The 20329-nt window shown below is 63.3% G+C and carries 20 protein-coding genes and 1 pseudogene; 17 read left to right on the top strand and 4 right to left on the bottom strand.

The genetic code is table 11. From position 1 onward, the window contains the following. Window positions 1–36 precede the first annotated feature (36 nt). The 3 genes and pseudogenes from QRN36_RS07575 to QRN36_RS27545 all read left to right on the top strand — a co-directional run bounded on the left by QRN36_RS07575 (window position 37) and on the right by QRN36_RS27545 (window position 2659). On the top strand, window positions 37–477 hold the full coding sequence (locus tag QRN36_RS07575; protein WP_285423492.1) for a VOC family protein: 441 nt from the start codon (window positions 37–39) through the stop codon (window positions 475–477). 289 nt (window positions 478–766) lie between these two features. Continuing rightward, window positions 767–1801: pseudogene (locus tag QRN36_RS27540) on the top strand (cache domain-containing protein); the annotation flags it as partial. 93 nt (window positions 1802–1894) lie between these two features. Further along, window positions 1895–2659, top strand: a complete 765-nt coding sequence (locus QRN36_RS27545) for a methyl-accepting chemotaxis protein (RefSeq protein WP_373568716.1) — start codon at window positions 1895–1897, stop codon at window positions 2657–2659. 31 nt (window positions 2660–2690) lie between these two features. Here the strand turns inward: QRN36_RS27545 and QRN36_RS07585 are convergent, their stop codons facing one another. Then, window positions 2691–3563: an alpha/beta hydrolase gene (locus QRN36_RS07585; protein ID WP_285423494.1), complete on the bottom strand. Its 873-nt coding sequence runs from the start codon at window positions 3561–3563 to the stop codon at window positions 2691–2693. Between the two features lie 375 nt (window positions 3564–3938). Between QRN36_RS07585 and phnC the strand changes: the two genes are divergently transcribed. From phnC to QRN36_RS07655, 14 genes are all read left to right on the top strand, one after another. Further along, on the top strand, window positions 3939–4772 hold the full coding sequence (phnC, locus tag QRN36_RS07590; RefSeq protein WP_285423495.1) for a phosphonate ABC transporter ATP-binding protein: 834 nt from the start codon (window positions 3939–3941) through the stop codon (window positions 4770–4772). An 80-nt stretch (window positions 4773–4852) separates the two neighbouring features. After that, entirely contained in the window at window positions 4853–5857 is a 1005-nt protein-coding gene (gene phnD, locus QRN36_RS07595) for a phosphonate ABC transporter substrate-binding protein (protein WP_285423496.1), read from the top strand. Between the two features lie 77 nt (window positions 5858–5934). After that, entirely contained in the window at window positions 5935–6726 is a 792-nt protein-coding gene (gene phnE / locus QRN36_RS07600) for a phosphonate ABC transporter, permease protein PhnE (protein ID WP_285423497.1), read from the top strand. Between the two features lie 40 nt (window positions 6727–6766). Further along, window positions 6767–7486, top strand: coding sequence for a phosphonate metabolism transcriptional regulator PhnF (gene phnF / locus QRN36_RS07605; protein ID WP_285423498.1), 720 nt, complete (start codon window positions 6767–6769; stop codon window positions 7484–7486). A 14-nt stretch (window positions 7487–7500) separates the two neighbouring features. Then, the gene (gene phnG / locus QRN36_RS07610) at window positions 7501–7968 is read left to right on the top strand and encodes a phosphonate C-P lyase system protein PhnG (RefSeq protein WP_285423499.1); all 468 of its coding nucleotides are present in this window, start codon (window positions 7501–7503) and stop codon (window positions 7966–7968) included. After that, window positions 7968–8600 (top strand): phosphonate C-P lyase system protein PhnH, encoded by a 633-nt coding sequence (gene phnH / locus QRN36_RS07615; protein WP_285423500.1) that lies wholly within the window; start codon window positions 7968–7970, stop codon window positions 8598–8600. The genes phnG and phnH overlap by 1 nt, the downstream gene beginning before the upstream one ends. After that, entirely contained in the window at window positions 8600–9673 is a 1074-nt protein-coding gene (locus QRN36_RS07620; protein ID WP_285423501.1) for a carbon-phosphorus lyase complex subunit PhnI, read from the top strand. The genes phnH and QRN36_RS07620 overlap by 1 nt, the downstream gene beginning before the upstream one ends. Then, window positions 9670–10557, top strand: a complete 888-nt coding sequence (locus tag QRN36_RS07625; RefSeq protein ID WP_285423502.1) for an alpha-D-ribose 1-methylphosphonate 5-phosphate C-P-lyase PhnJ — start codon at window positions 9670–9672, stop codon at window positions 10555–10557. Before QRN36_RS07620 ends, QRN36_RS07625 begins: the two co-directional genes overlap by 4 nt. Further along, window positions 10554–11369, top strand: coding sequence for a phosphonate C-P lyase system protein PhnK (gene phnK / locus QRN36_RS07630; protein WP_285423503.1), 816 nt, complete (start codon window positions 10554–10556; stop codon window positions 11367–11369). Before QRN36_RS07625 ends, phnK begins: the two co-directional genes overlap by 4 nt. A gap of 34 nt (window positions 11370–11403) precedes the next feature. Then, window positions 11404–12135: a phosphonate C-P lyase system protein PhnL gene (gene phnL, locus QRN36_RS07635; protein ID WP_285423504.1), complete on the top strand. Its 732-nt coding sequence runs from the start codon at window positions 11404–11406 to the stop codon at window positions 12133–12135. Continuing rightward, a complete protein-coding gene (locus QRN36_RS07640; RefSeq protein ID WP_285423506.1) occupies window positions 12129–13310 on the top strand; it encodes an alpha-D-ribose 1-methylphosphonate 5-triphosphate diphosphatase in 1182 nt (393 codons plus the stop codon). The genes phnL and QRN36_RS07640 overlap by 7 nt, the downstream gene beginning before the upstream one ends. Continuing rightward, the gene (gene phnN, locus QRN36_RS07645) at window positions 13310–13876 is read left to right on the top strand and encodes a phosphonate metabolism protein/1,5-bisphosphokinase (PRPP-forming) PhnN (RefSeq protein WP_285423507.1); all 567 of its coding nucleotides are present in this window, start codon (window positions 13310–13312) and stop codon (window positions 13874–13876) included. The genes QRN36_RS07640 and phnN overlap by 1 nt, the downstream gene beginning before the upstream one ends. Further along, window positions 13867–14616 carry a phosphonate metabolism protein PhnP gene (gene phnP, locus QRN36_RS07650; protein ID WP_285423508.1) on the top strand — a complete coding sequence of 250 codons (750 nt, stop codon included), beginning with the start codon at window positions 13867–13869 and terminating at the stop codon, window positions 14614–14616. Before phnN ends, phnP begins: the two co-directional genes overlap by 10 nt. Before the next feature lie 280 nt (window positions 14617–14896). Then, window positions 14897–15718: an alpha/beta fold hydrolase gene (locus tag QRN36_RS07655; protein WP_285423509.1), complete on the top strand. Its 822-nt coding sequence runs from the start codon at window positions 14897–14899 to the stop codon at window positions 15716–15718. 304 nt (window positions 15719–16022) lie between these two features. Here QRN36_RS07655 and QRN36_RS07660 read toward each other — a convergent pair whose 3' ends face one another. The 3 genes from QRN36_RS07660 to QRN36_RS07670 all read right to left on the bottom strand — a co-directional run bounded on the left by QRN36_RS07660 (window position 16023) and on the right by QRN36_RS07670 (window position 20327). Then, a complete protein-coding gene (locus QRN36_RS07660) occupies window positions 16023–17501 on the bottom strand; it encodes an efflux transporter outer membrane subunit (protein ID WP_285423510.1) in 1479 nt (492 codons plus the stop codon). Window positions 17502–17565: 64 nt separating this feature from the next. Next, the gene (locus tag QRN36_RS07665; RefSeq protein ID WP_373568715.1) at window positions 17566–19179 is read right to left on the bottom strand and encodes a DHA2 family efflux MFS transporter permease subunit; all 1614 of its coding nucleotides are present in this window, start codon (window positions 19177–19179) and stop codon (window positions 17566–17568) included. Further along, window positions 19176–20327, bottom strand: coding sequence for an HlyD family secretion protein (locus tag QRN36_RS07670; protein ID WP_285423511.1), 1152 nt, complete (start codon window positions 20325–20327; stop codon window positions 19176–19178). The genes QRN36_RS07665 and QRN36_RS07670 overlap by 4 nt, the downstream gene beginning before the upstream one ends. Between the last annotated feature and the right edge of the window lie 2 nt (window positions 20328–20329).

The raw sequence follows: 20329 nt of genomic DNA on the forward strand, positions 1-20329 counted from the left end.
AAAGATGGCCGCAGCCCATTAAGAGGAGCATCACCCGTGACCGCCAGCAGCCCGAAGCTATCTCCGTTTCACCTCGCCATCCCCGTTCATGACCTGGCGGCAGCCCGGCACTTTTACGCCAACGTGTTCAACCTGCCGGAAGGCCGCTCCAGTGATCACTGGGTGGATTTCGATTTCTTCGGCCATCAACTGGTCATTCACGAACACCCTCAGACCGACTCCCAGGCGCATGCCGGGACCAATGCGGTGGACGGTCATGACGTGCCCGTTCCGCATTTCGGAGTCGTGCTTGGCTGGGAGGAATGGGAGGCGCTGGCCGATCGGCTGAAGGGGCAGGGCGTCAAGTTCGTCATCGAACCCTACATACGATTCAAAGGCCAGGTCGGGGAACAGGCGACGATGTTCCTGTTCGATCCATGCGGTAACGCGCTGGAGTTCAAAGCGTTCAAAGACATGGGGCAGTTGTTCGCCAAGTAACGTTTCTACGCCAACTACGCAGCGTGATGATTAATCATTGCGCTGCACATAATTGGATCCCGTTAAACAGACTTCGCCGGATGTTTAAACATATCGTCATTTTCCCCTGCCTATAAAAATCGTTCTACGAGTGTCCACGACGACCGGTACTAAACTCTGTCGCCGGTCAGCCGAAGTATATTTCGGGCCGCGTCTTCCCTTTCTTTGAACAACCCCGTACAAAGCGCAGCGCGCGCCCGATCGGCTACGCATTCTCGTCGCTGTCATTCTTGGTTATGGACACAATCGTATGATCAAACGTCTGGGTTTCAGCAGAAAGATCCTGCTGGCCGCTGCATTGATAGTTGTCGTTGCTTTCTCGTGCTTCATTCTGGTGAACGACTTTCGCCAGCGCGAAACATTGAAGAACAACGTAGATACCGAACTGCAACAGTTAGGAAGTCTGACAACTCAGAACATTCAAACCTGGCTCGATAGCCGCACGCAGTTGTTGTATTCCATGGCCCAGCAGATTGCGGCAGATGGCCCTGCGGTCAGCGGCCTGCCACGTATCGTCGGGCTGCCGGTTTACCCGGACAACTTCCAGCTCAGTTACTTCGGCGGCAAGGACGGTGTGATGTTCTCCGTGCCAGCGGGTAATCGTGCGGCGGACTACGACCCACGGGCCCGCGGCTGGTACAAGGCGGCCGATGCGGCGCAGGGCACGATCGTCACCGAGCCGTACATTGCGGCCTCTTCCGGCAAACTGGTGGTGACCCTGGCGACGCCGGTCCGCCAGCAGGGTCAGATGATCGGCGTTGCCGGTGCAGACATCTCCCTGGACGCCATCAGCAAGACCATCAACTCGCTGAACTTCGGCGGACATGGTTACGCCTACATCGTCAGCGCCGACGGCAAGATTCTGATTCACCCTGACAGCAAGCTGGTCCTGAAGAACGTCAGCGAAGCCTATCCAAGTGGCGCACCGAAAATCGCACCCGGCGTCTACGAGATCGAATCGGCCGGCAAGGCGCAGTTCATTTCGTTCACCAAGGTCGAAGGCCTGTCTTCGGCGAACTGGTATGTGGCGCTGGTTCTGGACCGCGACGCCGCCTATTCGATGCTCAGCGAATTCCGTTCTTCGGCGATCCTGGCGATGGTGATTGCCGTCGCGATCATCATGTTGCTGCTGGGCCTGCTGATTCGCGTCCTCATGCAGCCGCTGCACCAGATGGGTCGGGCGATGCAGGACATCGCCGACGGCGAAGGCGATCTGACCAAGCGACTGTCGATCGTCTCGCAGGACGAGTTCGGCGCGCTGGCATTGTCCTTCAACCGCTTCGTCGAGCGTATTCACGGCTCGATCCGGGAGGTGGCTTCCACCGCTGGCCAACTGGGCGAGGTCGCTGCGCGGGTCGTGGGTGCGTCCAACTCGTCCATGGGCAACTCCGATCAGCAGTCCAGCCGCACCAGCAGCGTGGCTGCAGCGATCAACCAGCTTGGCGCCGCGGCCCAGGAGATCGCGCAGAACGCTGCGCTCGCCTCGCAGCACTCCAGCGAAGCCACGCAACTGGCGACCGAAGGCCAGGGTGTGGTCACGCAGACCATCAAGGCGATGAATCAGTTGTCGGAAAAGATCAGTGAGTCCTGCGCGAACATCGAGACCCTGAACAACAAGACCGCCAACATCGGCCAGATTCTGGAAGTGATCACCGGCATCTCTCAGCAGACCAACTTGCTGGCCCTCAACGCGGCCATCGAGGCGGCGCGTGCCGGTGAAGCGGGGCGCGGTTTTGCCGTGGTCGCCGACGAAGTGCGCAACCTGGCGCATCGCACCCAGGATTCAGCGCAACAAGTGCAGGGCATGATCGAAGAGCTGCAAGTGGGCGCCCGTGACGCGGTGGCCAACATGACGGAGAGTCAGCGTCAAAGCGAAAGCAGCGTGACCATCGCCAATCAGGCCGGCGAACGCCTGAACAGCGTGACCCGCCGCATCGGCGAAATCGATGGCATGAACCAGTCGGTTGCAACCGCCACCGAAGAACAGACCGCGGTGGTCGAGTCGATCAACGTCGACATCACTGAAATCAACACGCTCAATCAGGAAGGCGTGGACAACCTGAAGTCGACGCTGGACGCCTGCCGGCATCTTGAACACCAGACTGCGCGCTTGCAGCATCTGGTGGGCACGTTCCGGATCTGACCGTCGTCAACGCAGCGTAAAATAGCGGGACTCACGGCTGGCCGGGCAATCCGGCCGCCATCCGCAAACCCAGATGCAACGCCGTGGTGAACATCTGGCCATGGTTGCGTCCGTTGAATGCCCGGTAACTGGCCTCGGTGCCGGGCAGCGTCGCCAGATGCTCCGCCAGCAGGCGATTGGCGTCGGCGGGCACGGCCTGCATCTGCTGCCTTCTCTGCGGCGAGCCGCCATCGAATTGCGCGATTGGCGACTTGCCTTCTCTTTCGCCCTTGACGATCACCACGTGCTTCGCTGTTTCGGGCGCCAATGCGCGCAGCGCCATGCCCTTATCGAAGGTGGTCGGCTGATACCACAGCGAGGCGCTGGCGGCGATCCAGGTCTGGAACGCATCGGGCCGTGCCAGCAGCGCATCGAGCACGAACAGCCCGCCGAACGAATGCCCCCACAGCGTCTGCCGTTTCGGGTCCACCGACCAGTTTGCCTGCACCTTCGGCTTGATGCCGGTTTCGATCGTCGTCAGGAACGCCGACGCCGTGTCGCCCGTGTAGTCGCGGGTGCGTTGTTCGCCGTCGTAGGTGCCGTCGATGTCGTAGCCGATCATCACCAGCAGCGGCGCAGCGCCCGCATCGAGTTCGCCTAACCAGCTGTCCTGCAATTCGGCCAGCGCATTGTTGCCATCCAGCAGATACATCACCGGATAGCCAGCGGCCGGCGCCGCGTTGCGCGGGATGCCGATGTCGAGGCGGTAATGGCGCTGACCGTCCGGGGAGTCGACGTTCAAGCGTTCGAAGCGGTAATGGGCAGAGCCGGTTGCAGCCAAGGTGCGGTTCTCCTGATTGTCGGCGCCTGCCATCAGGGACAGGGCGCCGAGCAGTATGAGGGTGAGGATTCGTGTGCAGTTCATCCCGTTGCGCCTGTGCGAAGGACGTGGCGGTGGACATTTCAGACGCGCGTTTGCCCGCGAGCGCACGCTGTCTGTCGTTAATTCATGCATTGATACGCTGCCATCGAAGGTATGTGCGCTTTTCAGTCGTTCGACTTGTCTAGCCCGCATCCTGCCAAGACCGCTGCTCTACACAAACATGTCGACAAAATACGCGAATCATCCCGCATCAAATAGTCAACGAACTGTTATCTCGCGGTCATCGACGGGTCATCGAACTGCCACACGCTCGCTCTAATGTCACTCGCACCGAACGCGGCCATGGACGGGCAAGGCGCACGTTTCGCCGGTGGCAGGACGCCGGATCCACACGACAAGATGAGACAAGAGAAGCCCATGAACGCAGCTATCCATGTCGACCGCTTGAACAAGACATTCGCTCGCAAGACCGCTTTGGTTGACCTGGCATTGTCTATACAACCCGGAGAAATGGTAGCGCTGATCGGCGCATCCGGCTCTGGCAAATCCACCCTGTTGCGCCACTTGGCGGGCCTTGCCTGCTGCGACCGGGCCAACGGTGGCACCGTCACGGTGCTGGGTCGCGAAGTGCAAGTCTCGGGACGACTCAACAGCAAGGTTCGCCGCCTGCGTGCCGACATCGGCTACATCTTTCAGCAATTCAATCTGGTCAGTCGCCTGAGCGTGCTCGACAACGTGCTGCTGGGCTGTCTGGGCCGCATGCCGCGCTGGCGTGGCAGCCTGGGCCTGTTCAACGCCGAAGAGAAAGACCGTGCGTTGGCCAATCTGGCCCGCGTCGGTCTGGCGGATCTGGCTAAGCAGCGCGCCTCGACGTTATCGGGCGGCCAGCAGCAACGGGTCGCCATCGCCCGGGCGCTGACCCAGCAGGCCGAAGTCATTCTCGCCGACGAGCCGATCGCCTCGCTGGATCCCGAGTCCGCGCGCAAGGTCATGGAAATTCTCGCCGACATCAACCGCCAGGACGGCAAGACCGTCGTGGTGACTCTGCATCAGGTCGATTACGCCGTGCGCTATTGCCCGCGGGCCGTGGCGCTGAAAAACGGCCGCATTCATTTCGACGGCAATGGCGCTGACCTGAGCGGCCAGTTCCTCAACGATCTTTACGGCGCCGACGCCGACGCCAGCCTCATGTTCGCCGACCAGGCCCGTCACGCCGAGCGCCCCGCGCGACTGACGCTGGCACAGGCCTGAGCGCGCCGCTGGATGGCGTTGCCCGTCAGCGCTGCACGACCACAACAGCAACACCTCAACCCACGTTTCAGGAGCTCTCCATGTTGAACCGTATCGGTCGCGTGCTCGCGTCTGCCGCCCTTGTTGCCGGTTGCCTCACAGGCGCCGCGCAGGCAGACGAAAGCACAATCAACTTCGGCATCATGTCCACCGAGTCTTCGCAAAACCTGAAAAGCGTCTGGCAGCCGTTTCTCGACGACATGTCGAAAAAGACCGGCCTGAACGTCAACGCCACTTTCGCCTCCGACTACGCGGGCCTGATCCAGGGCATGCGTTTCAACAAGGTCGACGTGGCCTGGCTGGGCAACAAGGCGGCGATGGAGGCGGTCGACCGCTCGGGCGGCGAAATTTTCGCCCAGACCGCCGCCGCCAATGGTGCGCCGGGCTACTGGAGCGTGATCATCGCGCGCAAGGACAGCCCGATCAATTCGGTCGAGGACATGCTCAAGCACGCCAAGGAGCTGACCTTCGGCAACGGTGATCCGAACTCCACGTCCGGCTATCTGGTCCCGGGCTATTACGTGTTCGCCAAGAACAACGTAGACGCCGCCACCGCCTTCAAACGCACGCTCAATTCCAGCCACGAAGTCAACGCCCTGAGCGTGGCCAAGGGGCAGCTGGATGTCGCCACCTTCAACACTGAAAGCTGGGACCGTCTGGAGGTCACTCAGCCGGACAAGGCAGCCCTGCTCAAAGTGATCTGGAAGTCGCCGATCATCCCGGCCGACCCGATGGTCTGGCGCAAAGGCATGTCCGACGCGACCAAGAACAAGATCCGCGATTTCTTCGCGCACTACGGCGACACCGAGGAAGAAAAGAGCGTGTTGAAGAACATGCAGATGGGCAAATTCCTCAAGTCTTCGGATGACCAGCTGCTAACCATCCGCCAGCTTGAACTGTTCAAGCAGAAGACCGAAACCACCGCCAGCACCAGCTTGAGCGCCGATGAAAAAACCGCGCGCCTGAAAGAGATCGACGCCGGCCTGACCAGGCTGCAGGACCGTATTTCCGAACTGGAAAAACAGAGCACCGCCAAGGCGGGCTGACGTGACCGGCGCGGCGCCGCTGCAGGTGGGCGCCGCGCCCGATATCGCTGTTCGAGTGTTAGCCAACGGGACCGTTTATGACCACTCACGCTGCATACCTTGAAACCGCCGGGGGCAAGCGCAACTGGCTGCAATACCTGGGCTGGGGCCTGTTTCTGGCCGTGATGGGCTGGGCCTGGCACGGCGCCGAAATGAACCCGCTGGCGCTGTATCGCGACGCCGGCAACATGGCGACCTTCGCCGGGGATTTCTTCCCACCGGATTTCCACGAATGGCGCGCCTACCTCAAGGAAATGATCGTCACCGTGCACATCGCGCTGTGGGGCACGCTGCTGGCGATCGTCTGCTCGGTGCCGCTGGGTGTGCTGTGCGCGGACAACATCACGCCGTGGTGGATTCACCAGCCGCTGCGCCGGGTGATGGACGCCTTCCGTTCGATCAATGAAATGGTCTTCGCGATGCTCTTCGTCGTCGCGGTCGGCCTGGGTCCGTTCGCCGGTGTGCTGGCGCTGTGGATCAGCACCACTGGCGTGCTTGCCAAACTGTTCGCCGAAGCGGTCGAGGCCATCGACCCAGGTCCCGTGGAAGGGGTGCGGGCGACCGGCGCCAGTGCGCTGCAGGAAGTGATCTTCGGTGTCATTCCGCAGGTCATGCCGCTGTGGATTTCCTATGCGCTCTACCGCTTCGAGTCGAACGTGCGCTCGGCCACGGTGGTGGGCATGGTCGGCGCCGGCGGCATCGGCGTGATCCTCTGGGAAAACATCCGCGCGTTCCAGTTCCCCCAGACCTGCGCAGTGCTGCTGGTGATCATCGTGGTGGTCAGTGTGATTGACATCTTCTCCCAGCGCCTGCGCAAGCAATTCATTTAACGATCACGACAGGAGAGGGTGCGAACCCTTTTTTTTAGCCATGCATTTGTCTAGACAAGCTGACCCCGAGTGCCGTGAACCGATGTACCGCGAACTGGCAGAAACCCTGCGCAGCGAACTCGGCAGCTACATCGCGGGCGAATACCTGCCGGCCGAAACCCGGCTCGCGGCACGCTTCGACGTCAATCGCCACACCATCCGCCGCGCCATCGATGAACTGGTGCGCGAAGGTTGCCTGCTGCGTCGCCAAGGCAAAGGCACGCAAGTGCTGGGACGCCCGCTGGTGTATCCGGTGGCGGCGCAGAGCGCCTACAGCCAGTCGCTTTCTGCCTTGGGCCATGGCGTCGAAGCGGTTCTGTTGCAGCGCCGCCGGTGTGTGGCCACGCGTGAAGAAGCCGAGCATCTGGGCCTGGAAGAGCACGCGCCGCTGATCGAACTGCAGACCCTGCGCCGCCTCGACGGTCAGCCGGTGAGTTTGATTCGCCACCGTTATTGCGCCACGCGCGCCGGCCTGCTGGCGGACTACCAGAGTGGCTCGGTGCGCGAGTTTCTGGCCGCGCGCAACCTTGCGCTGACCCGCACGTTCAGCCTGATCGGGGCGCGTCTGCCCAGTCGGGAAGAGGCCAGCGTGCTGCTGATGCCGCGCCATCTGCCCGCGCTGACCGTGCTCACCCTTTCCCGCGATGCCAGCGGACAGCCCGTGGAAATCGCTCATTCCACCAGCCGCTCCGACCGCTTTCAGTATCAGATCGTCACCTGATGGAGATGCCTTCGATGACTGCAACATCCGCTTTCGACACCGCGCCCGAACAGGCGGCCCGTCAACACTGGATCGGCGTGCTGTCGCGCAGCCGCCGCGCCGAGTTGCTGCCTCACGAGGCCGCCCTGCGCGATGCCGAGTATCAACTGATCCGCGCGCCGGAAATCGGCATGGCCCTGGTGCGTGGGCGCATGGGCGGCAACGGCGCGCCGTTCAATGTCGGCGAAATGAGCGTCACCCGCTGTGTGGTGCGGCTGGCCGACGGGCGCACCGGTTACAGCTACCTGGCCGGTCGCGACAAGGCGCTGGCCGAACTCGCAGCGCTGGCCGACGCGCATCTGCAAGGCGCGCAACAGGCTCACTGGATGCGTGAGCTGATCGAACCGCTGGCGCTGGCCCACGCCGAACGCCGTTCACAACAACAAGCCGAAACCGCCGCGACCAAAGTGGACTTCTTCACGCTGGTCAGAGGAGAAAACTGATGAGCACCTCTCTCGTTACTGCGTCGTTGTTACAGCCTGCTTTCGCTGATCCGGTGCTTGATTCGCAGCGCAGCTTTCGCGCGGCGCTCAAGGCACTGGCCGGTCCCGGCGTCGCCCAGAGCCTGTTGAGCGCACAGACTCCGCCGCACCTGGAGGGGCTCGCGGCGGCAAGCCACGCCATGTGCCTGGCATTGCTGGATGTCGACACGCCGCTGTGGCTGGCGCCCGCCTTCGACACTCAGGCGATCCGCGCCAACCTGACATTTCATTGCGGTTGCCCGATTGTCAGCGACCGCCAGAACGCACGCTTTGCGCTGCTCGATGACAGCCAGCTGCACGACCTCAGCGGGTTCGACCTGGGCAACGACCGTTACCCGGATCAATCGTGCACGCTGCTGATTCAGCTGCCGAGCCTGCAGGGCGGCCGTCAGGTGGCGCTGCGCGGGCCCGGCATCGAGAACCAGAACCACGTCAGTCTGCCGCTGCAGGAAGCTTTCTGGGAAGAGCGCGACTCGCGTAACGATTTTCCCCGCGGCATCGATGTGTTTTTTCTCGCGGGCAGCGAGCTGATGGGCCTGCCACGCAGCACTCAGGTCGCCTTCAAACCCGCTGTTGCCAAGGGAGGTGCCTGATGTACGTTGCCGTCAAGGGTGGCGAGCAGGCCATCGATAACGCCCACAAGCTGCTGGCCAAAAAACGCCGGGGCGACACGTCGGTCGCCGAGCTTGCCGTCGCGCAGATCCAGCAACAGCTGCCGCTGGCCGTGGCCAGGGTCATGACCGAAGGTTCGCTGTACGACGAAGAACTGGCCGCGCTGGCCATCAAGCAGGCAGCCGGCGATCTGGTGGAAGCGATCTTCCTGCTGCGCGCCTATCGCACCACCTTGCCGCGCTTTTGCGCAAGCTTGCCGATCGACACCTCGAACATGCTGCTCAACCGTCGTCTGTCGGCCACGTTCAAGGACGTGCCCGGCGGCCAGTTGCTCGGCCCGACCTTCGACTACACCCACCGCCTGCTGGATTTCAGCCTGCTCGCCGAAGGCGACCATGCAGGGCCGCAGACCCGCGCCGATGCCCGCGTCGAGGCGTGCCCGCGGGTACTGGGGCTGCTGGCCAGGGAAGGGCTGATCAAGGAGGAGGCCGATACCGGCGCGCCGGTCGCCGACATCACCCGCGAGCCGCTGGAATACCCGGCCAGCCGCGCCGAGCGTCTGCAGGCGCTGACCCGCGGCGACGAGGGCTTCCTGTTGGCGCTGGGTTATTCCACGCAACGCGGCTATGGCCGCAATCATCCCTTCGCGGGGGAAATCCGCGTGGGTGAAGTGGACGTCTGGATCGAGCCGGAAGAGCTGGGTTTCCCGATCTCCATCGGCGCGATCGAAGTCACCGAATGCGAAATGGTCAACCAGTTCGTCGGCTCCGCCAGCGAACTGCCGCAGTTCACCCGCGGCTACGGTCTGGCCTTCGGGCATGCCGAACGCAAGGCCATGGGCATGGCGCTGGTGGATCGCTCCCTGCGTGCCGGCGAGTACGCCGAAGAAATCGTCTCACCGGCGCAGCAGGAGGAATTCGTCCTGGCGCACTGCGACAACGTTGAAGCCAACGGCTTCGTCTCGCACCTCAAGCTGCCGCACTACGTCGACTTCCAGGCCGAACTGGAGCTGATCCGCAAACTGCGCACGCCTGCCAAGGAGCAAGCCCGATGAACGCTGCTACGCAACCTCGTCGCTCACCCCGGGAATCCCGCGATGAGGCTTACAACTTCGCCTATCTGGATGAACAGACCAAACGCATGATCCGTCGCGGCCTGCTCAAGGCGGTGGCGATTCCCGGCTATCAGGTGCCATTCGGCGGTCGTGAAATGCCGCTGCCGTACGGCTGGGGTACCGGTGGCATGCAACTCACCGCGGCCATTCTGGGCGCAGAAGACGTGCTCAAGGTCATCGACCAGGGCGCCGACGACACCACCAACGCGGTGTCGATTCGCCGCTTCTTCGCGCGCACCGCCGGTGTCGCGACCACCGAGCGTACGCCTGAAGCGACGATCATCCAGACCCGCCACCGGATTCCGGAAACGCCGCTGCACAGCGACCAGATCATGGTGTATCAGGTGCCGATTCCCGAGCCGCTGAGGTTCATCGAGCCCTCGGAAACCGAGACCCGCACCATGCACGCGCTGAACGACTACGGCGTGATGCACGTCAAGCTCTACGAAGACATCGCCACCTTCGGCCACATCGCCACGGCTTACGCCTATCCGGTGACGGTGGACGAGCGCTACGTGATGGACCCGTCGCCGATCCCCAAATTCGATAACCCGAAACTCGACATGAGCCCGGCGCTGATGCTGTTCGGCGCCGGTCGCGAGAAACGCCTGTACGCCGTCCCGCCCTTCACCCGCGTCACCAGCCTGGATTTCGAGGACCACCCGTTCGAGGTGCAGAAATGGGCACATAACTGCGCCATCTGCGGCAGTCATGACTCGTTCCTCGATGAACTGATTCTGGATGATCAGGGCACCCAGCGCTTCGTCTGCTCGGACACCGATTACTGCGCCCAGCGCGTCAACGAAGGGAGGACAGGCCAATGAACGCAGCTCAGAAGGTTCATCAGGCCGTGGCCGCCGACCCGGCGCTGCCGCTGCTCAAGGTCAACGGCCTGAGCAAGTTGTATGGCCCGGAAAAGGGCTGTCAGGACGTGAGTTTCGAGCTCTACCCGGGCGAAGTACTGGGCATCGTCGGCGAGTCCGGCTCCGGCAAATCGACACTGCTTTCGTTGCTCAGCGGGCGTTGTCCGCCGGACAGCGGGGTGATCGATTACCGCACGACGCAGGGGACGTGGCTGGACCTTTACAGCGCCAGCGAAGCCGAGCGCCGGACGTTGCTGCGCACCGAGTGGGGGTTCGTCGAACAGAACCCCCGTGACGGCCTGCGCATGGCGGTGTCGGCCGGCGCCAACATCGGCGAGCGGCTGATGGCTCAGGGCATCCGCCATTATCAGCAACTGCGCGCCGCGGGTCTCGACTGGCTCGATCAGGTGGAAATCGATCCGGCGCGTATCGACGACTTGCCAAGGACCTTTTCCGGCGGCATGCAGCAGCGCCTGCAGATCGCCCGCAACCTGGTTTCCGGGCCGCGACTGGTGTTCATGGATGAGCCGACCGGCGGGCTGGATGTCTCGGTGCAGGCGCGCCTGCTTGACCTGATGCGCGGGCTGGTCCGCGAACTGGATCTGGCGGTGGTGATCGTCACCCACGATCTGGCCGTGGCGCGATTGCTGGCTGACCGGCTGATGGTCATGCGCCGTTCGCGCGTGGTGGAAACCGGGCTGACCGATCAGATCCTCGACGATCCGCAACACCCGTATTCGCAGTTGCTGGTGTCTTCGGTGCTGCAACCTTGATGACCGCCCTGATCCGGCTTATGGAGTGGCTTTGATGAACACGCTGATCGAGGTCCGTGACCTCTCGAAGACCTTTACCCTGCATCAGCAGAACGGGGTGGTGCTCAATGTGCTGCGCGGCCTGAGTTTCTCGGTGCGTGGCGGTGAATGCCTGGTGTTGCACGGGCATTCCGGGGCAGGCAAGAGCACGCTGCTGCGTACGCTGTATGGCAACTATCTGCCAGCGGGCGGGAGCATTCGCGTGCAACACCAGGGCCAGTGGCTGGAGCTGGTCGGCGCCGTGCCGCGCGATGTGCTGGCCGTGCGTCAGCAGACACTTGGCTATGTCAGCCAGTTTTTGCGGGTGATTCCTCGGGTGGCGACGCTGGACGTGGTGATGGAGCCGGCGCTTGCCCGAGGCTGGCACCGTGAGGAGGCCCAGGCCCGTGCCGAACATCTGTTGAGCCGCCTGAACATTCCCCAGCGCCTGTGGCAGCTGGCGCCGGGTACGTTTTCCGGCGGCGAGCAGCAACGCGTCAACATCGCCCGAGGCTTCATGGTGCCCTGGCCGGTGATGCTGCTGGACGAACCCACCGCATCGCTGGATGACGGCAACCGTCAGGTGGTGCTCGAACTGATCAATGAGGCCAAGAGCGCCGGCACTGCGGTGATCGGCATCTTCCACGACCGTCTGGCCCGCGAAGCGGTATCGGATCGCCATCTGGACATGACCCCGCAAGCACTGTCCGACAAGAGCCTGACGGCCAAGGAGTTGCAGCAATGCTGAACGAACAGATTCTGACCAATGCGCGCATCGTCACCGCCGATCAGGTGTTCACAGGCACCGTGGTATTGCGCGACGGCCTGATCGACGACGTCGACCGTGGCGTCAGTTACCTGCCACAGGCGCAGAACCTGGACGGCGACTACCTGCTGCCGGGACTGGTGGAACTGCACACCGACAATCTGGAAAAACACTTGAGCCCGCGTCCCGGCGTGGACTGGCCGTCGGCCTCGGCGGTCATGAGCCACGATGCGCAGATCATCGCCGCGGGCATCACGACGGTGTTCGACGCGTTGTCGATCGGGGATGTGAATCCCAAGGGCAAGCGCATGCAGCAATTGCCCGGTATGGTCGAGGCAATCGCCAGCGCCAACGCCGCCGACATGACCCGCGCCGAGCATCGCCTGCACCTGCGCTGCGAGGTCTGTCACCCGGACACGCTCAGCGTGTTCCGCGATCTGGTTGAGCAGCCGCTGGTGCAACTGGTGTCGACCATGGACCACTCGCCGGGTCAGCGTCAGTTTGCCCTTGAATCCAAATACCGCGAGTACTACATGGGTAAATATCACCTGAGCAGCGAGCAGATGGACGCGTTCATCGTCGAACAGGTCGCCAACTCGAAGATTTACAGCGACCGTTACCGCAAGGCGATCGTCGATATCTGCCTGGCCCGCGGTCTGTCGGTCGCCAGCCATGATGACGCCACGGTGGAGCACGTCGAGGAGTCCGCAGCTTACGGCATGACCATCGCTGAATTCCCGACGACACTGGAAGCGGCGCAAGCCTGCCGCCGACTGGACATGAGCGTACTGATGGGCGCGCCGAACATCGTTCGTGGCGGTTCGCACTCGGGCAACATCGCAGCGGCTACCCTTGCTAAAGAAGGGCTACTGGATATTCTGTCCAGCGATTACTATCCGGCCAGCCTGCTGCAGGCGGCGTTCGCCCTGGGCGATCAGTTGGAACAGGCGGCGCAGCAGGATCGCGGCGGTGCGCTGCCAGGCGCCGGTCTGGCGCGCGCGGTGACCACGGTCAGCCTGGCGCCTGCGCGTTCAGCGGGGCTGCATGACCGGGGTGAAATCCGCAGCGGCTTGCGCGGCGACCTGATCCACGCCCGTGCAGTGGGCACATTACCGGTCATTCAGCAGGTCTGGCGGCAAGCGAAGAGGGTGTTTTGATGGCAGGCAGGTTGATCTATCTCATCGGACCGTCCGGTTCGGGCAAGGACAGCCTGCTCGATGCCGCGCGCGAACCCATGGCCGCCCGCGGCTGCCGGATCGTGCGCCGCGTCATCACCCGGTCCGCGGAAGCCAGGGGCGAGGCCGCCCAGGCGGTCAGCGTCGAGCAATTCAGCGAGATGCAGGCTCAGGGTGCATTTGCCCTGAGCTGGTTTGCCAACGGCCTGCATTACGGCATCGGCAAAGATATCGATCAATGGCTGGGCGACGGGCATGACGTGCTGGTCAATGGCTCGCGCGGGCATCTGTCCCAGGCCCGCGAGCGTTATCCCGACATGCTGGTGGTCTTGCTCAGCGTCGATCAGGTGGTCCTGCGTCATCGCTTGCTGGAACGCGGCCGTGAATCGCCGCAGGAGATCGAAGCGCGCCTGGCCCGTAATGCGCAGTTTGCCGATGACCTGATCGAGCACAATCCTTCATTGATGCTGCTGGACAATTCCGGCGCGCTCGATCAGACCGTCGCGCGGTTGCTGCAGCGCATCGACCGGGAGCACGCATGCGCCTGACCTTGCTGGGAACGGGGGATGCGCGGCAAGTGCCGGTCTACGGGTGCCAGTGTCGGGCGTGCGAGGCAGCGCATGCGGACTCGCAGTTGCGCCGGCGGCCCTGTTGCGCGCTGGTCGAGTTGGAGGGGCAACGCTGGTTGATCGACAGCGGCCTCACGGACCTGACCGAACGCTTTGCGCCGCGCACGCTGAGCGGCATCTTTCAGACCCATTACCACGCTGACCATGCGCAGGGTCTGCTGCACCTGCGCTGGGGGCAGGGGCTGGTGATCCCGGTGCATGGGCCGGCGGATCCGGAAGGGCTGGCGGACCTGTACAAACACCCGGGAATACTGGATTTCAGTCAGCCGTTCATGCCGTTCGAAAGCCGCGCATTCGCTGAGCTGCAAGTGACGGCGTTGCCGCTGGTGCATTCCAGGCCGACGCTGGGTTACCTGCTCGAAGGCGGCGGGCGTCGTGTCGCCTACCTGACCGACACCGTCGGCTTGCCGGAGGAGACGGCGGCATTTCTGCGGCGCCAGTCGCTCGATCTGCTGATCCTCGACTGCTCGATGCCGCCCCAGGCGCAAGCCCCCCGCAATCACAACGACCTGACCCTGGCCCTGCAGATCATCGACAACCTGCAGCCAAGGCGCGGCGTGCTGACCCACATCGGCCACACCCTGGATGCCTGGCTGATCGAGCAAGCTGCGGCACTGCCGGGCAATGTGCTCATCGCGCGGGACGGGATGCAACTCTAGCGGCGGCACGATTACGTTGGCGGCGCATTTTGGCCGCGCTCACGCGGATGTTTCCGGTGGAAGTGTGGAACGCCCCATTGATTGCCGGCGCAACATCCGACGCCTTCCCGGCTAAAGCCGGTCCTACGAAAGGCCTGCAGCGTCTGTAGGACCGGCTTCAGCCGGGAAGAGGCCACTGCAGGCTGCGGAACGCCTGTAAACAAGCACATTTCTTCAATGCATCGTCACAATCCCGGTCTACGCTGTACGTTCCCTGCATATTTCCCGGAGATTGCGCTTCATGTCTATTCTGACGCTGAAAGACGGCACCGAGTTTTTCTACAAGGACTGGGGCACTGGCCAGCCTATCGTGTTCTCCCACGGCTGGCCGCTGGACGGCGATGCATGGGATGCACAGATGCTGTTCCTTGGCCAGAAAGGGTATCGCGTCATTGCCCATGACCGTCGTGGTCACGGCCGCTCTGGCCAGACCTGGGATGGCAACGACATGGACAGCTACGCCGATGACCTGGCGCAGTTGTTCGAAGCGCTGGACCTCAAAGACGCGATCATGATCGGGCATTCCACCGGTGGCGGCGAAGTGGCCCGTTACATCGGCCGCCACGGTTCGTCGCGTGTGGCCAAGGCCGTGTTGATCGGCGCCGTTCCGCCGATCATGCTGAAAACCGCCGCCAACCCTGAGGGCCTGCCCATGGAGGTGTTTGACGGGATTCGTGCAGGCTTCACCGCCGACCGCTCACAGTTTTTCAAAGACCTGGCCGTGCCGTTCTTCGGTTTCAACCGCGACGGTGCCAAGGTTTCTCAAGGCGCCATCGACTCGTTCTGGGCGCTCGGCATGCTCGGCAGCGTCAAGGGCGAGTTCGATTGCATCAAGGCGTTCTCGGAGACCGACTTCACCGAAGACCTGAAAAAGATCGATGTGCCGACGTTGATTCTGCACGGCGACGACGACCAGATCGTGCCGATCGTTGCGTCGGGCTACAAGAGCCACGAACTGGTGAAGGGCTCGACCCTGCACGTGGTCAAAGGCGGTTCCCACGGCATGTGCAACGTCCAGCCCGAAGAAATCAACGAAATCCTGCTGGGCTTCATCAAGGGCTGAGCGGATACCGATCACTGCCGCGAAGGCGCCATGGAAGGGCCTTGCGGGAGTGAGTTTCTGAAAGTTTACCGCCACCGTTGCGGCAGCTCTGCGGGCCTCTTCGCGAGCAAGCTCGCTCCTACAGGTGGGTGTTGCGAGGGTTCGGGGTTTCGACCGGCCGGGGCAAGCGCGCTCCTGCGGGATTTGGGTGTGGCCGGAGAGTCCGGGAATACCCGGAGAGCTCTGTGGGAGTGAGCTTGCTCACGAAGGCGCAGGTTCTGTCGCCATCGTTGTCGTGGCTGTCCACCGCCGTCCGTTGCGCGATTCATTGTTTCGTCACGTCCCGTTTCGCCTGAGGCCAACCGCCGCCAAGCGCGCGGAAAGTCGACACGGCCGCGCGCGCGTCGTTGGCGCGTAATTGCGCCAGTTGATCGCGAGAGGTCAGCAACTGGCGGTCCTCATCCAGCACTTCGACCAGGCTGATCGCGCCACCGGTGTAGGCGTCCTGCGCGGCATCGCGTGCGGTCTGGTGCGCAGCGACTTCCTGATCCACCTCGACCCGTTGCCGTTCCAGCTCGACCAGCGTGACGATGGCGTTTTCCACGTCTTCGGTGGCTTTGAGCATTGCCTGGCGGTATTCGGCGAGGGCTTGAGCATTGGCGCCTTTGGCTTGCGCGACTTGCGCATCCACGCGGCCAAAGTCGAACAAGCGCCAATGCAGGCCGAGGATCGCCTGCGGCTGAAAGGCCGACGAGGTGAACAATTCACCGCTGTGGACCGTGTCGAAGCCCAGCAGACCGGACAACGAAACCTTCGGGTAATACTCGGACATTGCCGCACCGATGCGCGCGTTCGACGCTGCCAGTCGGCGCTCGGCCGCGATCACGTCGGGCCTGCGCCGCAGCAGCTCCGCCGGTCCCTGACTGTCGATGATGGTCGGCACGCTGTAAGGCTGGGCGCTGTCGCTGAGTGTGCGCGACCAAGTGCCGGGCTGCGCGCCCATCAGGACATCGAGCCGGTTGAGCTGGGTGGCGAGCTCGGTGCGCAGGGGCGGGAGCGTCGCGCGCGCTTGCGACACCAGCGCCTGAGCCTGCGCTTGCTCGCGATGGGTCGCGAGGCCACTGCCCATGCGGTCGTTGATCAGGTTCAGCAGGTTGTCCTGTGTGTTGATCTGATCCTGTGCAACCGCCAGGCGCTGTTGGGCGCCTCGGATGCGGAAGTAGGCGTCCGCCGCTTCGGCGGCGACCGAAATGCGCACGCCTGCATGACTGGCCTCGGCCGCCTGGGCCTCGTCGATCGCTGACTCTTCGCCACGCTTCAGACCGCCGGCCAGATCCGCTTCCCAGCTGGCGCCGACGCCGAGGGTTTCCAGCGTCTGATTGCGATCGTAACCGGGAAATGCGCTGCCCACCTCACCTTGAGGGCTCTCGATAGACTGACGCTGACGCACCACCCGCGCATCCAGCGCGCCTTGAGGCAGGCGAATGGCGCCGGCCTGTTGCGCGACCGCCCGCGCCTGTTCGACCCGCGCAAACGAGGCGGCCAGATCGAGGTTCTGATCCAGTGCACGCTGAACGATCCGGTTCAATTCGGGATCGTTGAACCCGGTCCACCAGCTGTCCAGTGCGGGGGCCGGCGTCTCGCCAACCCGTTGCTGGAGCAGTGACTGATTCTGGTACGTGGCGGTCAGGCTGTCTGGCGGGCGCTGGTAGTCCGGGCCCACTGTGCAGCCGACCAGGGCAGTGAACAGCGCGCCGAAGGCGAAGACGCCACTGCGGTTAAAGCGAGAGGCCGGAGCGGTCATGGGGCTGTCCTCCAGACAGAGTGCGCAAATGAGTGGGTGGTCATGGTGAGGGCGGTCTCGTCGGTCAGTGCGCGTCGGCTGACGGGGCTTTCGGTGGCACGACCTTGTGCATCAACGGCACCATGGCAACCGCGACGATGAAGCAGACCATGATCGCCAGGAACGCATCCGCATAGGTCTGCGTCTGCGCTTCACGGTACGTCAGCAACCAGAGCTGGTGCAGTGCGGAATGGCTGGCATCAGCGGCGCTCTGTCCCAGATTGGCGAAGTTGCCGGTGACGGTGCTCAACCAGTTGTTCATCGCCTCATTGCGGGTATTAAGGTGCTCGGCCAGATGAGTGAAGTGCAGGTTGGTACGGTCGTTGAGGATCGTGGCGCAGGCCGCAATGCCGATGGCGCCGCCCAGGTTGCGCATCAGATTGAACAAACCCGAGGCCTGTTTCAGGCGTGAGGGGTGCAGGCTGCCCAGTGTCAGCGTGACCGTTGGCGGCACCGCCATCTGCTGGGCAAAGCCGCGAATGGCTTGCGGCAGCAACAGTTCATGGCCGCCCCAGTCATGGGTGATCGGCGAGAAGTCCCACATCGACAACGCAAACAGTGACAGCCCGAACATCATGATCCAGCGCAGATCGACGCGGTTGGCCAGAAACCCGTACACCGGAATGGCAGCGAGCTGAAACACGCCGGTGGAAAACACCGCTTCACCGATTTCCAGCGCGCTGTACCCGCGAACCCGACCCAGAAACAGCGGCGTCAGATAAATCGTCGCGAACAGACCGATCCCGGTGACGAACGAGAAAAAACAGCCCAGCGCAAAGTTGCGGTCGCTCAAGGCGCGCAGGTCCACCACCGGATTTTTCACCAACAGCGTGCGGCTGATGAACGCCAGTGCGGCGACGCCGGACACCCACGCGGTGGTGAGGATGGTCTGGTCGCTGAACCAGTTCCAGCGCGGTCCCTCTTCGAGGGTGTACTCCAGGCAACCGAGGAACAGCGCGAGAAACACCATGCTGATGTAATCGGCGCCCCGCAGCAGCTTGAGGTCCATCGAATCGATGTTGACCAGCATCGGCACCGCGACCGCGACGAAGATACCCGGCACCAGATTGATGTAGAACAGCCAGTGCCACGACGACACGTCGGTGATCCAGCCGCCGATCACCGGCCCCAGCGTCGGGGCGAGGGAAGCGATGGCGCCGATGGTCGAAGCCGCGATCACCCGCTGTTTGCCGGTGAAGAACATGAAGGCCGAGGTGAACACCATGGGGATCATCGAGCCCCCGAGAAACCCCTGCAACGCGCGGAAGGCGATCATGCTCTGGATGTTCCAGGCCAGACCGCACAACAGGCTGGCGAGGGTGAATCCCACCGCAGAAGCGCAAAACAACCAGCGTGTGGAGAACACCCGGGCAAGCCAGCCGGAAAGTGGGATCACGACGATTTCAGCGATCAGGTAACTGGTCTGCACCCAGGCCGTTTCATCGGAGCCCGCCGAGAGGCCGCCGCCGATGTCACGCAGCGAGGCCGACACGATCTGGATGTCCAGCAGGGCGATGAACATGCCCAGGCACATGCTCGCGAACGCCAACACTTTCGCCATCGTCGGCATCGAGGCCGCGTCGACTGGGCCGTTGCGTCGCGCTGCCGCAGCGCCGGGATTGGCGGGAGTGGCACTCATGGCGCGGTTTTCCCGTCGGCCGCGCTGGCGACGTTGCCGGCTTGCGCGCCGTCATTGCGCGCCACGGCCTTGGTATCGACCTGGGCAATCACCGAGAGCCCCGGACGCAATTTGCCGAGGTTGCCGTCGTCGCCGTCCAGGTACACCCGCACCGGCACCCGCTGGACGATCTTGGTGAAGTTGCCGGTGGCGTTTTCCGGCGGCAGGACACTGAACTGCGAGCCGGTCGCGGGCGCCAGACTGTCCAGATGACCGTGGAAAACCTGGCCCGGCAATACGTCGGCTTCGATGGTGACGGCCTGGCCGACTTGCATGTGCGTCAGTTGGTCTTCCTTGAAGTTGGCGTCGACCCACAGCCCGGTCGCGGGCACTACGGACAGCAGCTGTGAGCCGGCGCTCGCGTAGGCGCCCACGCGCGCCCGGCGATTGCCGATCACGCCGTCGACCGGTGCGCGAAGCTCGGTGTAGGCCACATTGAGACGAGCCAGGTCACGTTCGGCGCGGGCCTGGGCCAGGGCCGCGCGGGCTTGTTGTTTCTGCGTGGCGATGACGTCCAACTGGCGTTGCGAAGCGAGCATGGAAGCCTGCGCGCGGGCGCCGTTGGCCTGGGCGGTCTTATAGGTGGCGTCGGCACGCTGGAAGCTTTCGATCGACACGGCCGAGCGGCCCGACAGCACCTCATAACGCTTCTGGTCATCGCGAGAGCGCACAGTTTCGGCGTTCGCGGCGTCGATGCCGGCTTTCGCCTGGCTCACCACCGCATGCTGCAACTGCTCGGTGGCATCCAGGTTGGCAAGCAACGCTTCTTGCGCGGCCACCGCGCCTTCGGCCTTGGCCAGCGCGGCCAGGTAATCGCGATCATCGATCTTCACCAGTAGATCGCCGGCGTGGACGAACTGGTTGTCGACCACCTTCAATGCGGTGATGTAACCCGGGACTTTGGGCCCGATCACCGTGACATCGCCGCCGACGTAGGCATCGTCGGTCGACTCGAGGAAACGCCCGACCGTCCACCAGTGCAGGCCGAAAATCACGGCACCGACGACGATGACGGCCACCAGCAGCAACAGCATCAAGCGTTTGCCCCGGGCGGGTTTCGACGGCGCAGCAGCGGCGGCGGGCTCGGTGACGGTCTGGGGGTTGTTCATCG

Origin of the sequence: Pseudomonas sp. efr-133-TYG-103a (assembly GCF_030209235.1) — a bacterium.
Lineage (GTDB): Bacteria > Pseudomonadota > Gammaproteobacteria > Pseudomonadales > Pseudomonadaceae > Aquipseudomonas.

Excerpts from the sequence above, each read along its gene's own strand:
- phnH (WP_285423500.1), top strand. The coding sequence starts at position 7,968 with ATGAGCACCTCTCTCGTTACTGCGTCGTTGTTACAGCCTGCTTTCGCT.
- QRN36_RS07585 (WP_285423494.1), bottom strand. The coding sequence starts at position 3,563 with ATGAACTGCACACGAATCCTCACCCTCATACTGCTCGGCGCCCTGTCC.
- phnK (WP_285423503.1), top strand. The coding sequence starts at position 10,554 with ATGAACGCAGCTCAGAAGGTTCATCAGGCCGTGGCCGCCGACCCGGCG.
- phnE (WP_285423497.1), top strand. The coding sequence starts at position 5,935 with ATGACCACTCACGCTGCATACCTTGAAACCGCCGGGGGCAAGCGCAAC.
- phnD (WP_285423496.1), top strand. The coding sequence starts at position 4,853 with ATGTTGAACCGTATCGGTCGCGTGCTCGCGTCTGCCGCCCTTGTTGCC.
- QRN36_RS07670 (WP_285423511.1), bottom strand. The coding sequence starts at position 20,327 with ATGAACAACCCCCAGACCGTCACCGAGCCCGCCGCCGCTGCTGCGCCG.
- QRN36_RS07620 (WP_285423501.1), top strand. The coding sequence starts at position 8,600 with ATGTACGTTGCCGTCAAGGGTGGCGAGCAGGCCATCGATAACGCCCAC.
- phnF (WP_285423498.1), top strand. The coding sequence starts at position 6,767 with ATGCATTTGTCTAGACAAGCTGACCCCGAGTGCCGTGAACCGATGTAC.
- QRN36_RS07660 (WP_285423510.1), bottom strand. The coding sequence starts at position 17,501 with ATGACCGCTCCGGCCTCTCGCTTTAACCGCAGTGGCGTCTTCGCCTTC.
- QRN36_RS07640 (WP_285423506.1), top strand. The coding sequence starts at position 12,129 with ATGCTGAACGAACAGATTCTGACCAATGCGCGCATCGTCACCGCCGAT.
- phnL (WP_285423504.1), top strand. The coding sequence starts at position 11,404 with ATGAACACGCTGATCGAGGTCCGTGACCTCTCGAAGACCTTTACCCTG.
- QRN36_RS07665 (WP_373568715.1), bottom strand. The coding sequence starts at position 19,179 with ATGAGTGCCACTCCCGCCAATCCCGGCGCTGCGGCAGCGCGACGCAAC.
- phnC (WP_285423495.1), top strand. The coding sequence starts at position 3,939 with ATGAACGCAGCTATCCATGTCGACCGCTTGAACAAGACATTCGCTCGC.
- phnP (WP_285423508.1), top strand. The coding sequence starts at position 13,867 with ATGCGCCTGACCTTGCTGGGAACGGGGGATGCGCGGCAAGTGCCGGTC.
- phnN (WP_285423507.1), top strand. The coding sequence starts at position 13,310 with ATGGCAGGCAGGTTGATCTATCTCATCGGACCGTCCGGTTCGGGCAAG.
- QRN36_RS07625 (WP_285423502.1), top strand. The coding sequence starts at position 9,670 with ATGAACGCTGCTACGCAACCTCGTCGCTCACCCCGGGAATCCCGCGAT.
- QRN36_RS07655 (WP_285423509.1), top strand. The coding sequence starts at position 14,897 with ATGTCTATTCTGACGCTGAAAGACGGCACCGAGTTTTTCTACAAGGAC.
- QRN36_RS27545 (WP_373568716.1), top strand. The coding sequence starts at position 1,895 with ATGGGCAACTCCGATCAGCAGTCCAGCCGCACCAGCAGCGTGGCTGCA.
- phnG (WP_285423499.1), top strand. The coding sequence starts at position 7,501 with ATGACTGCAACATCCGCTTTCGACACCGCGCCCGAACAGGCGGCCCGT.